Annotated in this window: 20 protein-coding genes; 12 read left to right on the forward strand and 8 right to left on the reverse strand. The window is 40.4% G+C overall.

Annotated elements, in window-relative coordinates; all coding sequences use genetic code 11:
* Both NTV63_00165 and NTV63_00170 read right to left on the reverse strand, forming a co-directional pair.
* Nucleotides 1-236, reverse strand: a 236-nt coding sequence (locus NTV63_00165; GenBank protein MCX6709359.1) for a DUF120 domain-containing protein, incomplete at its 3' end; no start/stop codon positions are given.
* Entirely contained in the window at nucleotides 233-1108 is an 876-nt protein-coding gene (locus tag NTV63_00170) for a hypothetical protein (GenBank protein MCX6709360.1), read from the reverse strand. The genes NTV63_00165 and NTV63_00170, both read right to left, overlap by 4 nt.
* Nucleotides 1109-1234: 126 nt before the next feature.
* Between NTV63_00170 and alaXM the strand changes: the two genes are divergently transcribed.
* Nucleotides 1235-1957, forward strand: coding sequence for an alanyl-tRNA editing protein AlaXM (gene alaXM, locus NTV63_00175; protein MCX6709361.1), 723 nt, complete (start codon nucleotides 1235-1237; stop codon nucleotides 1955-1957).
* Here the strand turns inward: alaXM and NTV63_00180 are convergent.
* The 3 genes from NTV63_00180 to NTV63_00190 all read right to left on the reverse strand — a co-directional run bounded on the left by NTV63_00180 (nucleotide 1947) and on the right by NTV63_00190 (nucleotide 4832).
* Nucleotides 1947-2201 carry a hypothetical protein gene (locus NTV63_00180; protein MCX6709362.1) on the reverse strand — a complete coding sequence of 85 codons (255 nt, stop codon included), beginning with the start codon at nucleotides 2199-2201 and terminating at the stop codon, nucleotides 1947-1949. The genes alaXM and NTV63_00180 overlap by 11 nt on opposite strands.
* Nucleotides 2202-2216: 15 nt before the next feature.
* Entirely contained in the window at nucleotides 2217-3503 is a 1287-nt protein-coding gene (locus tag NTV63_00185; GenBank protein MCX6709363.1) for a S8 family serine peptidase, read from the reverse strand.
* A gap of 87 nt (nucleotides 3504-3590) precedes the next feature.
* Nucleotides 3591-4832 (reverse strand): alanine--tRNA ligase-related protein, encoded by a 1242-nt coding sequence (locus NTV63_00190; protein ID MCX6709364.1) that lies wholly within the window; start codon nucleotides 4830-4832, stop codon nucleotides 3591-3593.
* A gap of 87 nt (nucleotides 4833-4919) precedes the next feature.
* On the opposite strand from NTV63_00190, the gene NTV63_00195 reads away from it, so the two are divergent.
* The 6 genes from NTV63_00195 to NTV63_00220 all read left to right on the forward strand — a co-directional run bounded on the left by NTV63_00195 (nucleotide 4920) and on the right by NTV63_00220 (nucleotide 8719).
* On the forward strand, nucleotides 4920-5168 hold the full coding sequence (locus tag NTV63_00195) for a translation elongation factor-like protein (GenBank protein ID MCX6709365.1): 249 nt from the start codon (nucleotides 4920-4922) through the stop codon (nucleotides 5166-5168).
* 432 nt (nucleotides 5169-5600) lie between these two features.
* Nucleotides 5601-6206: a hypothetical protein gene (locus tag NTV63_00200; protein MCX6709366.1), complete on the forward strand. Its 606-nt coding sequence runs from the start codon at nucleotides 5601-5603 to the stop codon at nucleotides 6204-6206.
* Nucleotides 6207-6277: 71 nt separating this feature from the next.
* Entirely contained in the window at nucleotides 6278-6598 is a 321-nt protein-coding gene (locus NTV63_00205) for a DUF3307 domain-containing protein (protein ID MCX6709367.1), read from the forward strand.
* A 54-nt stretch (nucleotides 6599-6652) separates the two neighbouring features.
* Nucleotides 6653-7252, forward strand: coding sequence for a hypothetical protein (locus tag NTV63_00210; GenBank protein ID MCX6709368.1), 600 nt, complete (start codon nucleotides 6653-6655; stop codon nucleotides 7250-7252).
* Between the two features lie 160 nt (nucleotides 7253-7412).
* Entirely contained in the window at nucleotides 7413-8171 is a 759-nt protein-coding gene (locus NTV63_00215) for a hypothetical protein (GenBank protein ID MCX6709369.1), read from the forward strand.
* Nucleotides 8172-8182: 11 nt separating this feature from the next.
* Nucleotides 8183-8719, forward strand: a complete 537-nt coding sequence (locus NTV63_00220; GenBank protein ID MCX6709370.1) for a hypothetical protein — start codon at nucleotides 8183-8185, stop codon at nucleotides 8717-8719.
* Here the strand turns inward: NTV63_00220 and nth are convergent.
* Complete coding sequence (gene nth, locus NTV63_00225; GenBank protein ID MCX6709371.1) at nucleotides 8703-9365, reverse strand: endonuclease III; 663 nt, start codon at nucleotides 9363-9365, stop codon at nucleotides 8703-8705. The two genes, NTV63_00220 and nth, sit on opposite strands and share 17 nt — an antisense overlap.
* 116 nt (nucleotides 9366-9481) lie before the next feature.
* On the opposite strand from nth, the gene NTV63_00230 reads away from it, so the two are divergent.
* From NTV63_00230 to alaS, 3 genes are all read left to right on the forward strand, one after another.
* Nucleotides 9482-9874, forward strand: coding sequence for a hypothetical protein (locus NTV63_00230; protein ID MCX6709372.1), 393 nt, complete (start codon nucleotides 9482-9484; stop codon nucleotides 9872-9874).
* A 146-nt stretch (nucleotides 9875-10020) separates the two neighbouring features.
* A complete protein-coding gene (locus NTV63_00235) occupies nucleotides 10021-10428 on the forward strand; it encodes a hypothetical protein (GenBank protein MCX6709373.1) in 408 nt (135 codons plus the stop codon).
* Nucleotides 10429-10473: 45 nt separating this feature from the next.
* Nucleotides 10474-12990 (forward strand): alanine--tRNA ligase, encoded by a 2517-nt coding sequence (gene alaS, locus NTV63_00240; GenBank protein MCX6709374.1) that lies wholly within the window; start codon nucleotides 10474-10476, stop codon nucleotides 12988-12990.
* Nucleotides 12991-13021: 31 nt separating this feature from the next.
* Here alaS and NTV63_00245 read toward each other — a convergent pair whose 3' ends face one another.
* A complete protein-coding gene (locus tag NTV63_00245; GenBank protein ID MCX6709375.1) occupies nucleotides 13022-13291 on the reverse strand; it encodes a hypothetical protein in 270 nt (89 codons plus the stop codon).
* A 144-nt stretch (nucleotides 13292-13435) separates the two neighbouring features.
* Here NTV63_00245 and NTV63_00250 point away from each other — a divergent pair, with 144 nt between their 5' ends.
* Nucleotides 13436-14665: a PLP-dependent aminotransferase family protein gene (locus NTV63_00250; GenBank protein ID MCX6709376.1), complete on the forward strand. Its 1230-nt coding sequence runs from the start codon at nucleotides 13436-13438 to the stop codon at nucleotides 14663-14665.
* Between the two features lie 65 nt (nucleotides 14666-14730).
* Entirely contained in the window at nucleotides 14731-15993 is a 1263-nt protein-coding gene (locus NTV63_00255; protein ID MCX6709377.1) for a hypothetical protein, read from the forward strand.
* A gap of 81 nt (nucleotides 15994-16074) precedes the next feature.
* On the opposite strand, the gene NTV63_00260 is transcribed toward NTV63_00255, so the two are convergent.
* Nucleotides 16075-16323, reverse strand: a complete 249-nt coding sequence (locus NTV63_00260) for a hypothetical protein (GenBank protein ID MCX6709378.1) — start codon at nucleotides 16321-16323, stop codon at nucleotides 16075-16077.
* Nucleotides 16324-16562 lie beyond the last annotated feature (239 nt).

Genomic DNA, 16562 nt, shown 5'->3' on the forward strand with positions numbered 1-16562 from the left:
TAGCACTTAATGCTGTCAAAATTCCTGCTTCCTACTGAGAATCCGGGAATTAAAATTGCCTCAAGCGAGGAAATTTTCTGCAAATCATCCTTTGCGATTTTCAGGTTAAGGGTCCCTAAGTAAGTTGAAAATCCCAGGTATTTCCTGAATCTTTCCTTGTATTCAGGCATGTTCATGTAGTTTCCTGCCTCACCTAATCCGGAGAACACTGTTCCTGTGATTTCAAAGTGCTTCATTTAATAAGCCTCCTCCAGTAGTAGATGCACTCCTGGGCATATCCTGCGTACCTTCCAAAATATTCCCTCCCAAATTCCTCTGCCTTTTTGCTTGTTATGTTTTCATTGGGAAAATACATCTCCTGAACTGCACGCCTTATCCACACATCTGTTGGAAATGCTTCTGTAAAGCCAAGCGAAAACAGGAGAATGCAGTCTGCAATCTTGCTTCCTATGCCCGGAAGCCTGACAAGCTCTGATTTTGCATTTTCATACTTCATTTTTTTAAGCCTGCTGAAGAATTTCTCAAATTCCAAATCAGGATTTCCTGAACCTGAAACAGAGCATATAACATTGATGATATCAGGATAAAATTTTGAGCGGAAGCCAAGCCCGCAGCATCTCAATTCCCTTTCAATATTTTTGCATTTCAAAAACTCGCTTGGCTTTGGAAAGGAGTATGACTCATAATCTCCTAATGCAATCCTTTTCCCAAAACTTCTTGAGATTGAGTTCATGTTCTTCTTTATCCTGGGAATGTTGGATGCTGAGGATGCAATGTAGCTTATCATGCACTCAAAAGGGGGCTGATTTATCAGGTGAAGCCCTGATGCGCTCTTTACAGCAGCCCTTATCTTATCGTCCTTTTCTATGCTTCTTCTCATCCTGCCTGAATCAGAGGAAAGGGTAAAATAATTCTTTATGAAATCCTTACCAATTGGCTTTGAGCATTCATATTCAAGCAGGTTTCCCCTCTGCCTAGCTTTAAGGATAAATTCTCCTATTGTGATGTAATACCATCTGTCTATAAAGTCCCACCTGAAGATTTGCCCGCACTCAACTGCCTTCTTCAGGTCAAAATCTGAAACAGATATCTTTTCTATGCTTCCCATTATTCCGTGCTATTGATTTCCTGCTTATTAATTTTTTCAGGTTTTATTGCTTCTGTTGCTTGTTTTACTGTTTTTATTCAATAAATATAAATAATAAATGCCAGGAACATTGCTCTTGGTGGTTTTATGACAGAAATGCTTTATCTTTCAGACTGCTATGCCAAAGAATTTGATGCAGGCGTAATTTCAGCAGAGGGAAATCTTGTTGTTCTTGACAAAACTTTCTTCTATCCTGAATCAGGCGGGCAGCCTGCAGACCGTGGCGAGATTTCCTTTGAAGGGAAATCCGCAAAGGTTGTCATGGTCAGGAAAGATTCAGGAAGCATAATACATGAGATTGACAAAAATGCTTCTGAACTGGGAATATCAAATGGCGCTGTTGTGCACTGCTCAATTGACTGGGAAAGAAGGTATGCCTTTATGCGATACCATACTGCGTGCCATGTGCTTTCCTCAGTCATCACAAAAGAGGAGCCCCTGACTGAAATTACAGGAAACCAGATCGGGCTTGACAAGACTCGCGTTGATTTTTCCCTTGAAAATTTTGACAAGGAGAAAATCAGGCATTACGAGGAAGAAGCAAACAGGATAATAAGTGAAGGGCATATTGTAACAATAAGGTTCCTTCCAAGGGAAGAGGCATTCAAGATTCCCGGGCTTGTGAAATTAAGGAAGATGCTTCCAGAATCCCTTCAGGTTATAAGGGTTGTTGCAATTGAAGGAATTGATGAGCAGGCGTGCGGCGGAACACATTTGAAGAATGTTTCTGAAATCAGGGGAATAGAAATCATCGGGACAGAAAACAAGGGCAAGAGCAACAGGAGAATTTACTTCAGGCTTAAGGAATGATTTTTGTTTTATATACTGGCTCAATGCTCTCAATTTCCTGGCTTTTTTTCAGTTCATCTATCTTTTCCATTCCTTTTTCATAATCATCAATCCTTATGTGGTATATTCCAGTAACATACCTGTGCCTTATCTCAATTCCTGCTTCCTCAAGCTTTTTTATTGCTGAGGAAAGCTCATCAGCGCTTCTTTCTTTTTCATTAAATCTTATGAAAAATTCCCCTTCAACAGCATCTTCCAATGGCATTTTAAACCTCCGAAATCACATATTCCTTATTTTTTGAATCAGGTAATCAATAGGGCTTTTTCTTTCATTGCATTCATTCTTTCCCAGGAATATTGCCCTAAGCCTCGCATAGCTTTCATTTCCTTCAAGCATTTTGTCTATTTGTATCAAGCCAGAGCCGAAAACCTCTGAATCAGGATAGCCTGTTTCTGAATGCAGGGGCTCGGCATGCCTCTTCATTACAGATTCTGCGCTCTTTGAGCCGTTTGAAATCATGAGTGCAAGGCATCCTGTAATGTGCGGAGTTGCCATTGAAGTTCCTGAAAGCATCCTATAGCCGCCGCGGTAGCTTGATACAATGTCAACTCCAGGAGCAGAAATGTCAATAAGGTCGTTTATATTGCTGAAATCAGCATGCCTGTTCTTCTTGTCAACTGCTGAAACAGAGATGACCGGTTCAAATGAGGAAGGATATTCATAGCCTTCTATTCCATCATTTCCTGCTGCAGCGCATAGAATCATCCCTTTTGAGGATGCGTAATAGCAGAGCTCGCGGAATGCATTTGAGGCATAATTTGAGCCGAGGCTCATGTTTACAATGGAAATCCCTTTTTCAAGAGCCCATTCAATTCCTCTCATTACATCTGCCTCTGAGCCGCTTCCGTCATCCCCCAGAACTTTTATTGCGTAAAGAGTTGAGCCCCTTGCAATCCCGCATTTTGAACCTGCTGTTATCCCTGCAACATGGGTTCCATGCCCCTCGCCGTCCATTGGGTTTGAGTTTTCTCCTACAAAATTATATCCTTTCTCCCTTCCAAACCTTTCAATAACTTCAGGATGTGTATAGTCAATTCCCGTGTCAATTATCCCAATCTTAACCCCTTTTCCGTCTGCAATCTTCAATGCGTCATATACGCCAATGTTGTTGAGATTCCAGAGGAAATCCTCGTCCCTTTTGAAATAGTAGTTTATCCCTGGCTTTTCAGGGGGAATGCTTACCTTGTTTGACACTTCAAGGGAGATTATGTTTTCAAGGGCGTACCTGAAATTCCTCTCAAACCTCAAATCGTGCTTTTTCCCGTAAGCATAGTTTGCAATTCTCTCTGCATCATCAGGAGAGCATTCAAGCGAGAGGTATGGGATGAATTTATAGCAGCTGCATTTCCCAAGCCTTTTTAACTCTTTATAGACGCTGTTTCTTTTATTATCATCCACTTCAACAATCAGCTCTAATGGGGCTTTATCTGATGTTTTCCTTCTTATCTCTGAAAAAAGCCGCTCTTTCTTCGCTTCAACTTCCCTGCTTTTCTGAAAAGGGTTCATTTTCTCACAGGGATAATTAAGGGATTTCCCTTTAATAAGAATTAATGAAGAATTTCCGGAAAATTTTCAGAAAAATGACTATTCAGTTTATAGGCTTTCTGCAAAATCCCTTATTTTAAGCTCAATTTCAGGAATTCTCTCATTTGGGCATTCAATCTCTGCAACAGAGTAATTCTCGCTTCCGCCGCCCTTTCCTGCGAATTTAGACAGAATTTCAGAATTCATGAATGAAAGCACATCTGCCTTCAGATTCTTTGAAGCCATGAACATAATGTTGATTTTTCCGTCTTCCCTCTGGTTTATGAAAGAGACAAGGGACTTGTCCTGGGAAAGGACTGATGCCGCTTTTGTAAGAACTTTCTGCTCCGCATCAGAGAGAACTGCAAAATAAAATTTTATCCCGTTTATTTTCTCCGGCTCAAGCCGCAGAAGGGATTCTAAAAGTATTTTGTGGTATTTTTCCTTAAGCTCATTTTTCTCCTCAATCAGCTTCATAATCAAGGCAAATGCATCTTCCCCAGATGCGCAAAGAAGCGTTTCAATTTTCCTGAAAATTCTGCTCTCGGAAAAAAGCTCTGGCTTGGAAGAGAGCCCTGCCTTGAATTTTATCTCAAACTTTCCGTTTCCCCTGTTCTTGAAGTCTGTTGCGACAATCCCCTTTATCTCAGAAGTGTTTTTCACGTGCGTTCCTGTGCAGGCAGAAAGGTCAATTCCGGAAAATTCCACAACTCTCACAAAATCTTCAGCAATTCTCTCCTTTTTTATCCTGAGCCCCTTTTCAATGAAGTGTTCAATATTTTTCTTTTCAGCATATCTTACTTTTACCTCACGTTCCTCATCAATTATGCTGTTTGCAAGCTCCTCTGCCTGAAATATTGAATACCAGTTGAGGGAATCTGCCTTTACAAACAGGTTTGACTCCTCTTCAGACAGATTTACCTTCTCAACCTCAATTTGTTTCTTCTCTTTTTCAGATATTTTTTTCAGGCATGAGAAAAACAAATGCTCTCCTGAGTGCATGAGCATAAGATTCTTTCTTCTTTTCCCGTCTATTTTTGCGGCAACCTTATCGCCCGGAGAAACCCTGCCTTTAGCGACCTCGCACCTGTGGATTACTTCCCCCTCTTTTTCAACAGCGTCAATTACTTTTGCAGAAAAGGATTCATTCTCAATTATTCCAAAGTCGGTTGGCTGCCCGCCTGACGCAGGGCGGAATGGGGTTTTGTCCAAAATTATCAAAACTGCCCCATTCTCTTCTGAAACTGATTTTACAGATGCATCAAGCTCTGTTATTCCGGAATCGTAAATCTCGAAAAGCTCTCTTTTCATCTGTTTTCCTCTCGCATCAGGAGTATAAAAAAGTATCTGAAAAAACTTAAATATTTCAACGAATTAGGGATTTCGGGGGTGAGCTTTTTGGAAGAAAAGCAGATTGGGAAAATAATCCATTATTTTGAGAAAATAGGCGTTGCTGTTGTTGCTGTCGGCGGCATTATGAAATCAGGGGACAGAATCCACATAAAAGGCACGCACACTGACTTCACTCAGAGCATTGGCTCAATGCAGATTGAGCACAAGGCGATAAGGGAGGCAAAAGCCGGGCAGGAGATAGGGTTCAAGGTTGACCAGCCAGTAAAGGAGCACGATATCGTTTACAGCATCTGAATTTCAAGAAGGGATATTGAAGTCATAAAAATCCACTGAGAGTGTCCTACTCCGCACTAAAGCCCAGAGAAATGTCATAGCATTTCTTTGAATTGCTTTAGCAATTCACAAAAAATTGCGCAACAATTTTTGTGCGCAAAACTCTGTTTTTGCGTTTTGTGTGTGGAGTTTGATCGGACACTCTCTGATTCGCAGATTTTTAGGATGCCAAAAACGGCGCCTTATCTCTAAACTAAAGTACCAAAAATTCGCCAAGCGAATTTTGGAACAAGAAATTCCAAAAGAATTTCTTTGTATTGAGTTTTAGCGCCGTTTTTTAGCATAATATTCAGCGCTTAAAATTGGATTTAATGCTAGATTTCTAAGAATAATTATTACTCTAAAGTAGTTAAATTAGAAAGATTTATATATGAAAAATCTCTTAATTGCCTTATGGAACAGGGAAAAACTCTGATTGAACTGCTTGATGAAAGCTTTTATGAGAAAACAAAAGGAAAGAGCATGGAAGATTTGAATGAGATAGATCATTACTTAATCAGGAAAAGCCACGATGAGATAATTGAGCAGTATTCTGAAAATCCCCTGATTTCCAAGTGCGTGAGCATGGAAAAAAGCATATCTGAATCAGTAGATGAGCTTATTGCAGAGGATTTTGGCATAAAATATTTGTTCGGATTAAGAATTCCTAAATTGACAGAGGAAAAGGATGCCAAATACGGAAAAATCTCAGAGCTTATCCCCCTAAAAGAATATTATGGAAAGGCATCTTACCTGATAAATATCTCAAGGGACTTAAGAAGAAGCGTCTTTTACACATTAATGTCCGGCTCATTGTATTACTTTTTGAGTCAAACCCCTTTTCAGGAAATTATTCCTTCCCTTGTTGCAATTCTGCCTTTTATGTATGCTGCTTCCAGAATACAGAATAACAATGAAAGGAGAAGAAAGCTCAGGAAGAACGCAGAATCGCTTGACGCATCAATAAAACTCTGCAAGTTATACCACTGGAAAGATCGGCTTGATGCAATTGAAAATTGAATGTGCTTTTCAGAAGAAAAAGTCATGATTTAAGCGCAAAGTTTTTAATCACTAGGTTTTTATTTCCAATTATGATTGAGAACATACTCTGGATTCTTCTTGCCCACTATTTAGGCGACTATGCTTTTCAGAGCCAGTTCCTTTTTGAGACAAAGAGAAAAAGATTTTATTCACTATTTGTGCATTCAATGATTTATGCGCTCATCGTGTCTTTGTGCTTCTATCTTCTCGGAGTTTTTGTTTTCTGGAAATTCCTTTTTGTTCTCATAACGCATCTGATAATTGACAAATGGAAGTCCGGCATAAAAGATGCTAAAAAGTCAGAAGGAATCTATCTCTATATTGACCAGGCGCTTCACATTGGGCTTGACATTGCTCTGTTTTTCCTATAAGAATAACTACGACAAAGTGGAAAAATTTATAATGTGCAAAGGCATAATTCCCTTATGGAAAGCGAAAAAACTCTCCTTGAAATCCTTAATGAAAACTGCGTTGAGCGGGCTGGAACCACATATATTGATGGGCTTCGCGGCATCGATTACTATGTTGTTCAGGAAAGCAGTAAGGAAATAATCAATTCTCATCTTGAAAATCCTCTCCTGAGGAAATGCATGCTCGGATACGCAAATATTTATCGTACTACTGAAGAAATAATTGAGCGTGACTTTGGGTTTAAGTATCATTTTGGTTTTGGAAATCCTGAATTCAGCGAAAAGGAAGATGACTTGTACGGAAATATTTCAGAGCTTATCCCAATAAGGAAATATTACGGCAAAAATGCATTCTTTAGGGATGCATATATTGACTTGAAATACACTGCAGCCACCTGCACGCTTGGAATTTTGTTAAGTTGTTTAATCGGGCTTTCCTCTCAATTTGCATTTGAAAGCATGAAAGTGTTTTTCCCATTGTCCTTTTTTATTTTCAGGATGGGAAACAATAAATCAAGAATGGATGCCCTGATAAGCGACTCCCGCCAATTGAACCGCTTTATTTTCATGGCAAAGATAAATGAAAACAAAAATTTTATTTTTCAGGAATCATAAAAATCAGATAGCCGGGCTAACGCATTCCGCTTTTCCAAATCCCCGGATTTTTCCTGCTTAAACGGGTTTTGCGGGCTTGTCCAATGTCTAATGAGATTATGACTATTAATTAATAGTAAAAAAAGAAAAGATTATATATTGATAAATGATATCTCCCTCTATGAGATACAATTTGATAGACCGCTGCTCATCTAATCTTTCAACTGCAATGCGTAACATTCTGCCATATCCATACATTCCGAAAGACAGCTGCTTATCTGAGCTTTTGACTACAAAAGTAATTGAAAAAAACAGAACGGATTTAATTGAGAACAACGAAAAGAATTCAGAGTATTATTCTGAAATGCTTGAGTTTTACATGCAAATGCTTGATTTTGATGCGCGTGAACATTATGAGAAGATTTTCGAGAGATACTCAAACAATAGGATGATTAGCTGCAAGCTCAGGATTGCATATTGTAAGCAGGATAGCTTTGAAGGAATGGCTTGTGCTCTGCTTGCAGAGAAGCACGAGAAAAAAAGTGTTTTTTACCTTCCTCGCCCAAATAAAGATTATGATGAGAGGATGGCTTCCTTGGAATCCTTGCTTGGAGACGGCGAGGATGCAAAAATCCACGGGAACAGCGCGCTGATGACAACTGGTGCAGGGTTTATGAAGAATCTTTCAAGGACAGCTTATTTTGCGCTTCCGCTTGCCGCGCTAACCTCTGCGGCTCTTGTTGGAATTGCCCGCTCTCTGACGCTCTGGAATTTTATCTGGACTTCAGTTATTGCAGAGTCAATTGAAGAAACTTACATAACTAATTTACCTGACATAGAAAAGCAGGAGAAAGCGCTTGTGGAAAGGGCAAAAAAGATGGATTCAATACTTTCAGATTTGTCTGATAAATACGGCGACGCACTTTTAAGTGTTCTATGAAGGCAAAAAAAATGCTTGAAACGCAAACACTTTCTGATTTAATAATTGAAGAAATGAATAATGGCAGGGCTATTTCTGATTGTTCAAACATAATAATGCCATACAAAGAAAACCCATTAATTTCGAGAGTTCTTAACGGGGAAACAACTGTTCATGATGAATTCGTGGAATTCCAAAAAAATGAGTTCGGAACATTATGCCGCCTTGGGCTGAAAGAGTATAATCTGAGCATTGAAAAAGACCTTGAATACGGGCGGATTTCAGATATTCTCCCTGTTTACGAGTTCACTGGAAAAAGCGGGCAGTTCTACAATATTGGTTCTGACATAAGAAAAACAATTGCAGAAACTCTCATTGGAGGATTGATATATTTTCAGGGCTTAAATCCAATGCTTCCCGAGATTATTGGCTTTGGGGCTATTTCAGTTCCTATATTCTACTTCTTCAACAGAATCTGGAGCATGAACAGAAGAATTGCCTCTTTTGAAAAGAAAGCTTTTATTGTTGACTCTGCGCTTCAGGATTATCTCTCTAAACCCCCATCTTAGGGCACACTTTATTCAGGGAGCAGGCGCTGCATTTCGGGCTTCTTGCATTGCAAACTGCTCTTCCGTGGAACACAAGAAAGTGCGAGATTGCCCGCCAGTCTTTCCGGGAAAATATTTTCATCAAGTCCTTTTCAATTTTTACAGCATCCTTCTCTTTTGTGAGCCCTAGTCTATATGAAAGCCTTGTAACATGAGTGTCAACAACAATTCCCACAAGCTTTCCATACCCCTCTGAAAGAACCAGGTTTGCAGTCTTCCTTCCAACTCCTGAAAGCGAGAGAAGGTTCTCCATTGTGTCAGGAACTTTTGAATGGAAGTTATTTACAATCATCTTTGAGGATTCAATTATGTGCCTGGCTTTTGCGTGGTAAAATCCTGTGCTTCGGATTATTTTCTCAAGCTTAATTGTATCTGCCTTTGCGAAATCCTCTGCTGTCTTGTATCTTTTGAAAAGCGCAGGCGTAACCATATCAACTCGTGTGTCAGTGCACTGCGCAGAGAGTATTGTTGAAATGAGCAATTGGAGCACATTTGAATAATGCAGGCTCGTCCTTGGAACTCCGTATTCCTTTGTGAGAATCTGCATTATCTTTGCTGCATTCTCCTTTGCTGCATATTTTGAAGATGCTGCGTGTTTTTGCTGCATGAAAAGATAGTATTGAATTTGAATTATAAGTTTTGTCCTTTCTGAGAGCGGTTTTTGTTCAAAATGCGAGTAAGGTTAACAATAATATTTAAAGTAAAACACTATTATTATTGGATATGAAAAAGAAGAGTAAAACAAAGATTAGCAAGTTCATTTATTGGACTCCAAGAATTTTATCAATAGTGTTCTTGCTCTTTTTAGCAATGTTTTCCTTGGATGTTTTTGAAGGAAATTATGGATTCTGGGGCACTATTCTCGCATTGTTAATCCATAATATTCCGGTATTTATCTTGCTGGCAATTTTGATAATTTCCTGGAGACATGAGATTGTCGGGGGAATCGCTTTTATTATTGCAGGGATATTATACATAACAATATTATTGATTACTATTCTTATGAATCCCCCTTTTCAATGGTATATGCTGTTTTGGAGCGTGCAAATATCAGGGCCTGCTTTCCTCATAGGAATCTTATTCCTTATTGGATGGCACAGGAAAAGACAACTTTGAAAAGAAGATTAAAGTATTATTTGAATTATAAATGTCGCCGTAAGAAAATCTTTTGAGTAAGATTTTACCCATATGAGTAAATAATTGTCCATAAAAGAAAATATTTATAATTCGTTTACCTATTATCTCTTAAGGGGGTTAACTTCATGAACAAAAAAACTCTTGCTGCAATTTTAATATCAGTGCCTTTGGTATTTTCCGGTTGCTCTTCGCCGAAAACTCTTGATTCTGCTCTTTCATCATATGGAAAGGACGGCATAATCACCTCTGGAGAAGTGTTCGGAATTGAGGATTTTTCCGCGGAAGATTCAGCGCTTGAGAGCGCAATAAAAAAATACTACAATGGCGAATATGCTCCGCTTGAGGAATATTTTGCCTCAAAAGATTATCCTGTGTCTGCAAATCCTGAGATAGCAAAAAAAGCTGAAGCAGGAAACATAAAAGGCTACCTGATAACCGGGGGAGCAGGGCTTGTTCTCGGCTTCATTGCAGGAATCTTTGCAAGCGGCAGGAAATATTCTTTCGGCGCAGGCTACATTGTTAAGAACGAATAAAACTTTTTCAAAACCTTTATATTCTCTTGTTTTATACGTTTGCACATGCTTTCAGACAAAGAAGTCAAGAAGGAGCTGCGAAAGGTCACTGCTGCAAATCCTGAGAAGTATTATGCAGTTGAGATTCTTAAGAAAAACGGCTTTTCAAGGTTTCAGTGCGAAAAGTGCCAAAAGTTCTTCTGGAGCACAAGCCCTTCAAAAGTGTGCGGAGACCCTGCATGCTCGGGTGGCTTCCGCTTCATAGGGAACAGCCCTGCAAAGCATAAGATGACTTATGTTGAAACATGGCAGAGATTCTCAGAATTGTTTGAGAAATGGGGCTACACTCCCATAAAGAGGTATCCTGTTGCTGCAAGATGGCGAGATGACACTGATTTTGTCCAGGCCTCAATTTATGATTTCCAGCCTTTTGTGGTTTCAGGGCAGGTTGAGCCGCCTGCAAATCCGCTTGTTGTTCCGCAGTTCTGCCTGCGCTTCAATGACATTGACAATGTCGGAATAACAGGAGCCCATTACACCGGCTTTGTCATGATTGGACAGCACGCTTTCAAATCGCCTGAAGATTTCGACCAGAAAAAGTATTTCACTGACATTTACAACTGGCTTGTCGAAGGGCTTGGGATTTCCAAGGAAGAGATAACTTTCCACGAGGATGCGTGGGCAGGCGGCGGAAATGCAGGAATCTGCATGGAGTTTTTCTCCCGCGGTTTAGAACTCGGCAATCAGGTTTACATGAAATATGAGGTTACAGAAGAGGGGCTTAAGCCTCTGAAATTAAATATTCTTGACATGGGAATGGGGCATGAGAGAAACGCCTGGTTCTCAAACGGCACAGGAACAAGCTATGATGCTGTTTTCCCGAAAGTCATGAATCATCTTTACAAAAGCACCGGCTTTCACACTGACCCGGCTTTAATGAAAAAATTCCTGCCTTATGCATCCTACCTTAATGCAGACGAGGTTGAGGACATTGAGAATGTTTGGAAAGATATTTCTGAAAAAATAAAAGTTCCGAAAGATGAATTAAAGGAGAAGATTGGAAAGTCAGCTGCCCTTTACTCAATTGCAGAGCATTCAAGAAGTTTGCTTTTCGCAATTTCTGATGGCGTTCTTCCGAGCAATGTTGCCGGCGGATATAATCTCAGGATTATTCTAAGGCGCGCTCTTTCATTGATAGAAAAAAACAACTGGAACATTTCTCTTCCTGAATTATGCAAAATCCATGCGCAGGAATTAAAGCCCCTGTTCCCTGAGCTTTCAGAAAATCTCAAGGAAGTTTCTGAAATTCTTGAAGTTGAAAAAGAGAAGTATCTTGAGACAAAAAAATCCTCAAAAAGAATTGTTGCCCAGATGATAGGAAAGGAAGTTTCCGCTGAAAAGCTTATTGAGCTTTACGACAGCCAGGGGATAAGCCCCGATTACATAAAACAGGAATTTGCGGCAAATGGGAAAGAGCTTTCCATACCAGATAATTTCTACAGCCTTGTCGCAGAAAAGCACAAGACTTCTGTCCAGAAAACAGCAACAAAAAAAGCAGAGAGAATTGAGCTTCCGGAATTGCCTGCAACAGAGGCATTATACTTCGGAGATTACAAGATTCTTGAGTTTTCAGGAAAAGTATTGAAGATTGTCGGGAAAGACAACAAGCATTATGTTATCTTAGACAAAACTGCTTTTTACCCGACATCCGGAGGGCAGCTCTCAGATAGTGGCGTTTTAGGAAACACAAAAGTTTCTGAATGCTTCAAACAGGGAAAATTGATTGTCCATGCTGTTGAGAATCCATCTTTCAAAGAGGGAGATATTGTCAAAGGGAAAGTTAATTTTGAGAGGCGCCTTCAGCTTTCCCAGCATCACACAACAGCGCACATAGTAAATGCAGCTGCAAGAAAAATCCTTGGAAATCACATCTGGCAGACAGGCGCTTCAAAGACAATGGAGCACGGCAGACTTGACATCACTCACTACAAGCAGTTAGATGAATCAGAACTCAAAAAGATTGAAGATGAAGCCAACAAGATTGTAAATGCTAATATTCCAATCAAAAAGTTTTTCCTCCCCAGAAATGAGGCAGAGCATTTGTATGGCTTCAGGCTTTATCAGGGCGGAGCTGTTCCCGGTAAGGAAATCAGGATTGTTGAGATTCCTGGAATTGATGTTGAAGCCTGCGGCGGCACTCATTTGAATTCAACTGGAGAAGCAGGAAAAATAAAAATCATAAAGTCCTCTAAAATTCAGGATGGGATTATCCGCCTGGAATTTGTCTCTGGAAACGCAGCTGAGAAAGAAACCTTGGGCGAAGCGGGAATAATCGAGGAACTGAGAAAATCCCTTAAATGCAAAAAAGATGAAATTCCAGGGCGCATTGATGAGCTTTTCCAGAAGTGGAAAAAGATTGTAAAAAAAGGTGAGCCAAAGGAATCCTTCAAGCTTGAATCAAAGGAAAAATCATCCGGCTCTGATAAGGAAATAATTGAGAAGGCATCTTTCTCCCTGAAAACCCAGCCAGAGCATCTTACAAAGACAATAAAGAGATTTCTAGAAGAAATAAATAAAAAATAAAAAAATAAAAACAGTAAAAATCAGCTGGACCTTACAAATTGTCTGATTTCTCATTTATTCTTGTTCTGTATAGGGTAGTGTAATACTCAATTACCTCATCTGCCAATGTTCCATTGTAGTCCTGAAGCTTATCTGCAGTTAATGCATAGGGCGCTGGAAGGAACTCTTCAGGTATCTGCTCCTTTCTTGCTTCCAGATTTATTACTGCATACATGATGTTCGCATCTAAATTTCCCTGCAGCCCTTCAATCTTTGCCTTGTCAAAAATTTTTACAATGCTTTCAAGTGTTTCCTCTGGCATAAGCCATCATCTCTTAATGATTCATATGCGCTCAATATTTAAGGGTTTATCATCACATGTAAGTCACACTAAAATTGTATTCGCGAGCACGCAAATACTTTTTAATCACAACTCACTTTTTCTTTAAAGCAGGAGGTTGATATTATGAAAATTGAGAATTTTGAAGGCTTCTTTCCGGAGAGAGTTAAGAATATGCCCAAGTCAGTGATAAGGGAGCTTCTGAAGATTACTCAGGATCCTGAGATAATATCATTCGGATGCGGGCTTCCTGACCCTGACACTTTCCCAGTAAATGAACTTGCAGACATAACGAGGCAGGTTTACATGACAAAGGGCGCGCAGGCCCTTCAATACGGAACCACAGAGGGCTACAAGGGGCTGAGAGCAGAACTTTCAAAATGGATGTCAAAGGAAGGAATTGAGGCATCCATAGACAGCATCCTTCCGATAAGCGGCTCCCAGCAGGGACTGGACTTTTTTGGAAAGCTCTTCATAGAAAAGGGCAGCAGAATAATTGTTGAAGAACCCTCTTATCTTGGGGCTTTGCAGGCATTCTCATTCTATGAGCCGGAATTCATAGGGGTTCCCCTCGACGAAAATGGGATGAAAACTGATGTGCTGGAGGAAAAGCTTGAAAAATTTGACAGCAGTATCAAGTTCATGTATTTGGTGCCTGACTTCCACAATCCTGCAGGAGTCACTCTCAGCCACGAAAGGCGAAAGAAGATTATTGAGCTTGCAGAACAATACAATCTTATTGTAATAGAGGACTCCCCTTACAGGGAACTGCGCTACAATGGTGATGCAATCCCTTCAATATACGCTCTTGCGCAGGCAAATGGAATGAACAACATAATATCATTGAGGACTTTCTCAAAGACAATATCGCCAGGACTGCGAATTGGCTGGATAACTGGAGACGAGGCAGTGATAGACACGCTTGTGAAGTTGAAGCAGGGCGCTGACCTGTGCTCGCCTGTTATTAACCAGATAGTTGCTGCAGAATTCCTCAAAAATTGGAACCTTGAGGAGCATATTGAGAAGATAAAGGAGAAATATTCCGAGAAAAGGGATTTGATGCTTGAGGTTCTTGATGCATACATGCCCAAGCATCCTGAAGTGGAATGGACAAAACCAGATGGAGGACTTTTCCTGTGGCTGAGCATGCCTAAGAATGTTGATACATCTGAAATGTGCAAGAGGGCCGTAAAGGAGGAGAAGGTCGGCTTCATACCCGGCTATGCCTTCTACCACGACGGCTCTGTAAAGAACAAGATGCGCTTGAACTTCAGTTACTCAACTCCGGGGCAGATAGAAGTTGGCATAAAGCGGCTGGGCAGTATTGCTGAAAGGGAGATTGATGGCAGAAAATAATTCTGCAAGCGCCAAAGGACATCCTTGAATAAGTTTTATAAGAAGAAAGGGATAAATCCTGTTTTATGCAAGTTCTGTGCCTGAAATGCAAGGGACGGGGGTTCTGCGGAAGGGTTTACTGCCCAATCTATGCAAAGGCAAACTCGATTATGAGGATGAAAAAAGTTCTCTTGCTTGAGGGAAAAGAGGAATTCTCATCTAAGGCGCCTGCAGTTCTTGTAGGGCGTTCAGGATATCCTAATATCAACATCGGGATTATGGCTCCTCCTGAAATTCCCTCTCTTCTTGAGCATGCAGAGCTTTATGATGCGCCTAGAACCTGGGGAAAAAATAATTTTGGCGTAGATAGAATTATTGAGCTTCGCTCAGCCCTGATTAACTCCAAGTTCAAGGCAGATGTTAAAAAGGTGCGCTCAGCCTCAAAAGACAATAGAATGCTTGAGCTTGCCCAGGAAGTCAGCATGGCTTCAAAGCCAGTTGATGTTGACATAAAGATTGAGGACGTTCCCCATTTCAGGATTAACCTGAGCCCTGATACTGCCCCATTTGGTCCTGATGCAAGGTTGAAGAGCGCAGTCCTCACACAAAACCCGAGGATAAACCCGATTGTTGAGAAAACTGTTTCTGACTATGATTTTAAGGCAGGCGATGCAATCTCAAATCTTTTCCAGAAAGGATTTGACGAAAATTTTATAACCCGGCTTCTCAGCACAGGAACTTTGGGAGTGAAAACAGAGAGAAAGCTTGTTCCCACGAGATGGGCTATCACTGCAGTTGATGATTCTTTGGGAAAAGAGCGAATCCTGGAAATCAAGGATTACAAGAGCCCTGATTATCTTGCATTTTTCGGCGGTTACCTGGGAAATTACTATCTTATCCTGATTTTTCCAGAGCCCTGGGCATACGAACTATTTGAAACTTACATGCCTCAGGCAGAGTGGAACCAGAGTGATGAGATTCAGTACATGACTGACTACGAGCCTTATTCAGGAAGGAAAAAATATGCAGACAACTGTGCCGGCGGCTATTATGCTGCAAGGCTTCCGATTCTTGATTATCTTCATAATGTGAAGCACCAGGGTTCAGTGCTTGCAATAAGGGTTATTACCGGCGAGTATTTCTGCCCTCTTGGAGTCTGGGTTGTAAGAGAGGCGGTTAGAAAAACAATGGAGAGCAAGCCTCTTGAGTTTGGAGGGAAGGAGCTCTTGCTGAAATATGCGCGGGCAGTCCTAAAAAACAAGTTTGGGATGGATGCTGACTACATTCTTAATAGCAGCATTCTCCTTAAGAACCTAAAGAGCCAGAGCAAACTTTCAATGTTTTCCTGAGAGATGCATTAAGAAGTTTATTGATTCTTAGAATGAGTATTAAAAAAAATAAAAAAAAGAATATTTTATTGGCGTAAGGTTTTATCTCTTTTTCTTCCTTCTTCCGCCTCTGACCATCTTGGCTCTTGAGATGTCTCCGCGCTTGTCAACGAAGTAGAGATATCCTGCCTGCTTCCTGACTCCTGCTTTGGCTACCTTTTCGGATTTTTGCTTTCCTTTATTCTTTCTTCCCCTTACCATCTTTGCTCTTGAGATGTCTCCCTGCTTATCAACGAAGTAGAGATATCCATCCTGCTTCTTTACGCCGACTTTTGCTACACTTTCAGCCATTGTTTTATCACCTTTTTTACTGATTATAGAAGGTATTCACCCCTACCTCTCCTCTAATATTGAATTTATATTTAAACTTTTTGTTTTTCACTCGGAAAACTCAGAATCAAGCATGAAAAGCTGCTCTTCTATCCTCGAGACAATGGAGTCCAGCAGGTATTTTTTTATCCTTTCGGAAAAAATCTCTTTTAGAGAGGAGAATTCAGATATCCTGTACCTGTTCTTTGCCTTTTCCACGA

This window comes from Candidatus Woesearchaeota archaeon, assembly GCA_026394965.1.
Lineage (GTDB): Archaea > Nanobdellota > Nanobdellia > Woesearchaeales > 0-14-0-80-44-23 > JAPLZQ01.

Bases quoted from the DNA above. Each gene is read 5' to 3' on its own strand.
- NTV63_00170 (MCX6709360.1), bottom strand. From the start codon at position 1,108: ATGGGAAGCATAGAAAAGATATCTGTTTCAGATTTTGACCTGAAGAAG.
- alaXM (MCX6709361.1), top strand. From the start codon at position 1,235: ATGACAGAAATGCTTTATCTTTCAGACTGCTATGCCAAAGAATTTGAT.
- NTV63_00180 (MCX6709362.1), bottom strand. From the start codon at position 2,201: ATGCCATTGGAAGATGCTGTTGAAGGGGAATTTTTCATAAGATTTAAT.
- NTV63_00185 (MCX6709363.1), bottom strand. From the start codon at position 3,503: ATGAACCCTTTTCAGAAAAGCAGGGAAGTTGAAGCGAAGAAAGAGCGG.
- NTV63_00190 (MCX6709364.1), bottom strand. From the start codon at position 4,832: ATGAAAAGAGAGCTTTTCGAGATTTACGATTCCGGAATAACAGAGCTT.
- NTV63_00200 (MCX6709366.1), top strand. From the start codon at position 5,601: ATGGAACAGGGAAAAACTCTGATTGAACTGCTTGATGAAAGCTTTTAT.
- NTV63_00205 (MCX6709367.1), top strand. From the start codon at position 6,278: ATGATTGAGAACATACTCTGGATTCTTCTTGCCCACTATTTAGGCGAC.
- NTV63_00210 (MCX6709368.1), top strand. From the start codon at position 6,653: ATGGAAAGCGAAAAAACTCTCCTTGAAATCCTTAATGAAAACTGCGTT.
- NTV63_00215 (MCX6709369.1), top strand. From the start codon at position 7,413: ATGAGATACAATTTGATAGACCGCTGCTCATCTAATCTTTCAACTGCA.
- NTV63_00220 (MCX6709370.1), top strand. From the start codon at position 8,183: ATGCTTGAAACGCAAACACTTTCTGATTTAATAATTGAAGAAATGAAT.
- nth (MCX6709371.1), bottom strand. From the start codon at position 9,365: ATGCAGCAAAAACACGCAGCATCTTCAAAATATGCAGCAAAGGAGAAT.
- NTV63_00230 (MCX6709372.1), top strand. From the start codon at position 9,482: ATGAAAAAGAAGAGTAAAACAAAGATTAGCAAGTTCATTTATTGGACT.
- NTV63_00235 (MCX6709373.1), top strand. From the start codon at position 10,021: ATGAACAAAAAAACTCTTGCTGCAATTTTAATATCAGTGCCTTTGGTA.
- alaS (MCX6709374.1), top strand. From the start codon at position 10,474: ATGCTTTCAGACAAAGAAGTCAAGAAGGAGCTGCGAAAGGTCACTGCT.
- NTV63_00245 (MCX6709375.1), bottom strand. From the start codon at position 13,291: ATGCCAGAGGAAACACTTGAAAGCATTGTAAAAATTTTTGACAAGGCA.
- NTV63_00250 (MCX6709376.1), top strand. From the start codon at position 13,436: ATGAAAATTGAGAATTTTGAAGGCTTCTTTCCGGAGAGAGTTAAGAAT.
- NTV63_00255 (MCX6709377.1), top strand. From the start codon at position 14,731: ATGCAAGTTCTGTGCCTGAAATGCAAGGGACGGGGGTTCTGCGGAAGG.
- NTV63_00260 (MCX6709378.1), bottom strand. From the start codon at position 16,323: ATGGCTGAAAGTGTAGCAAAAGTCGGCGTAAAGAAGCAGGATGGATAT.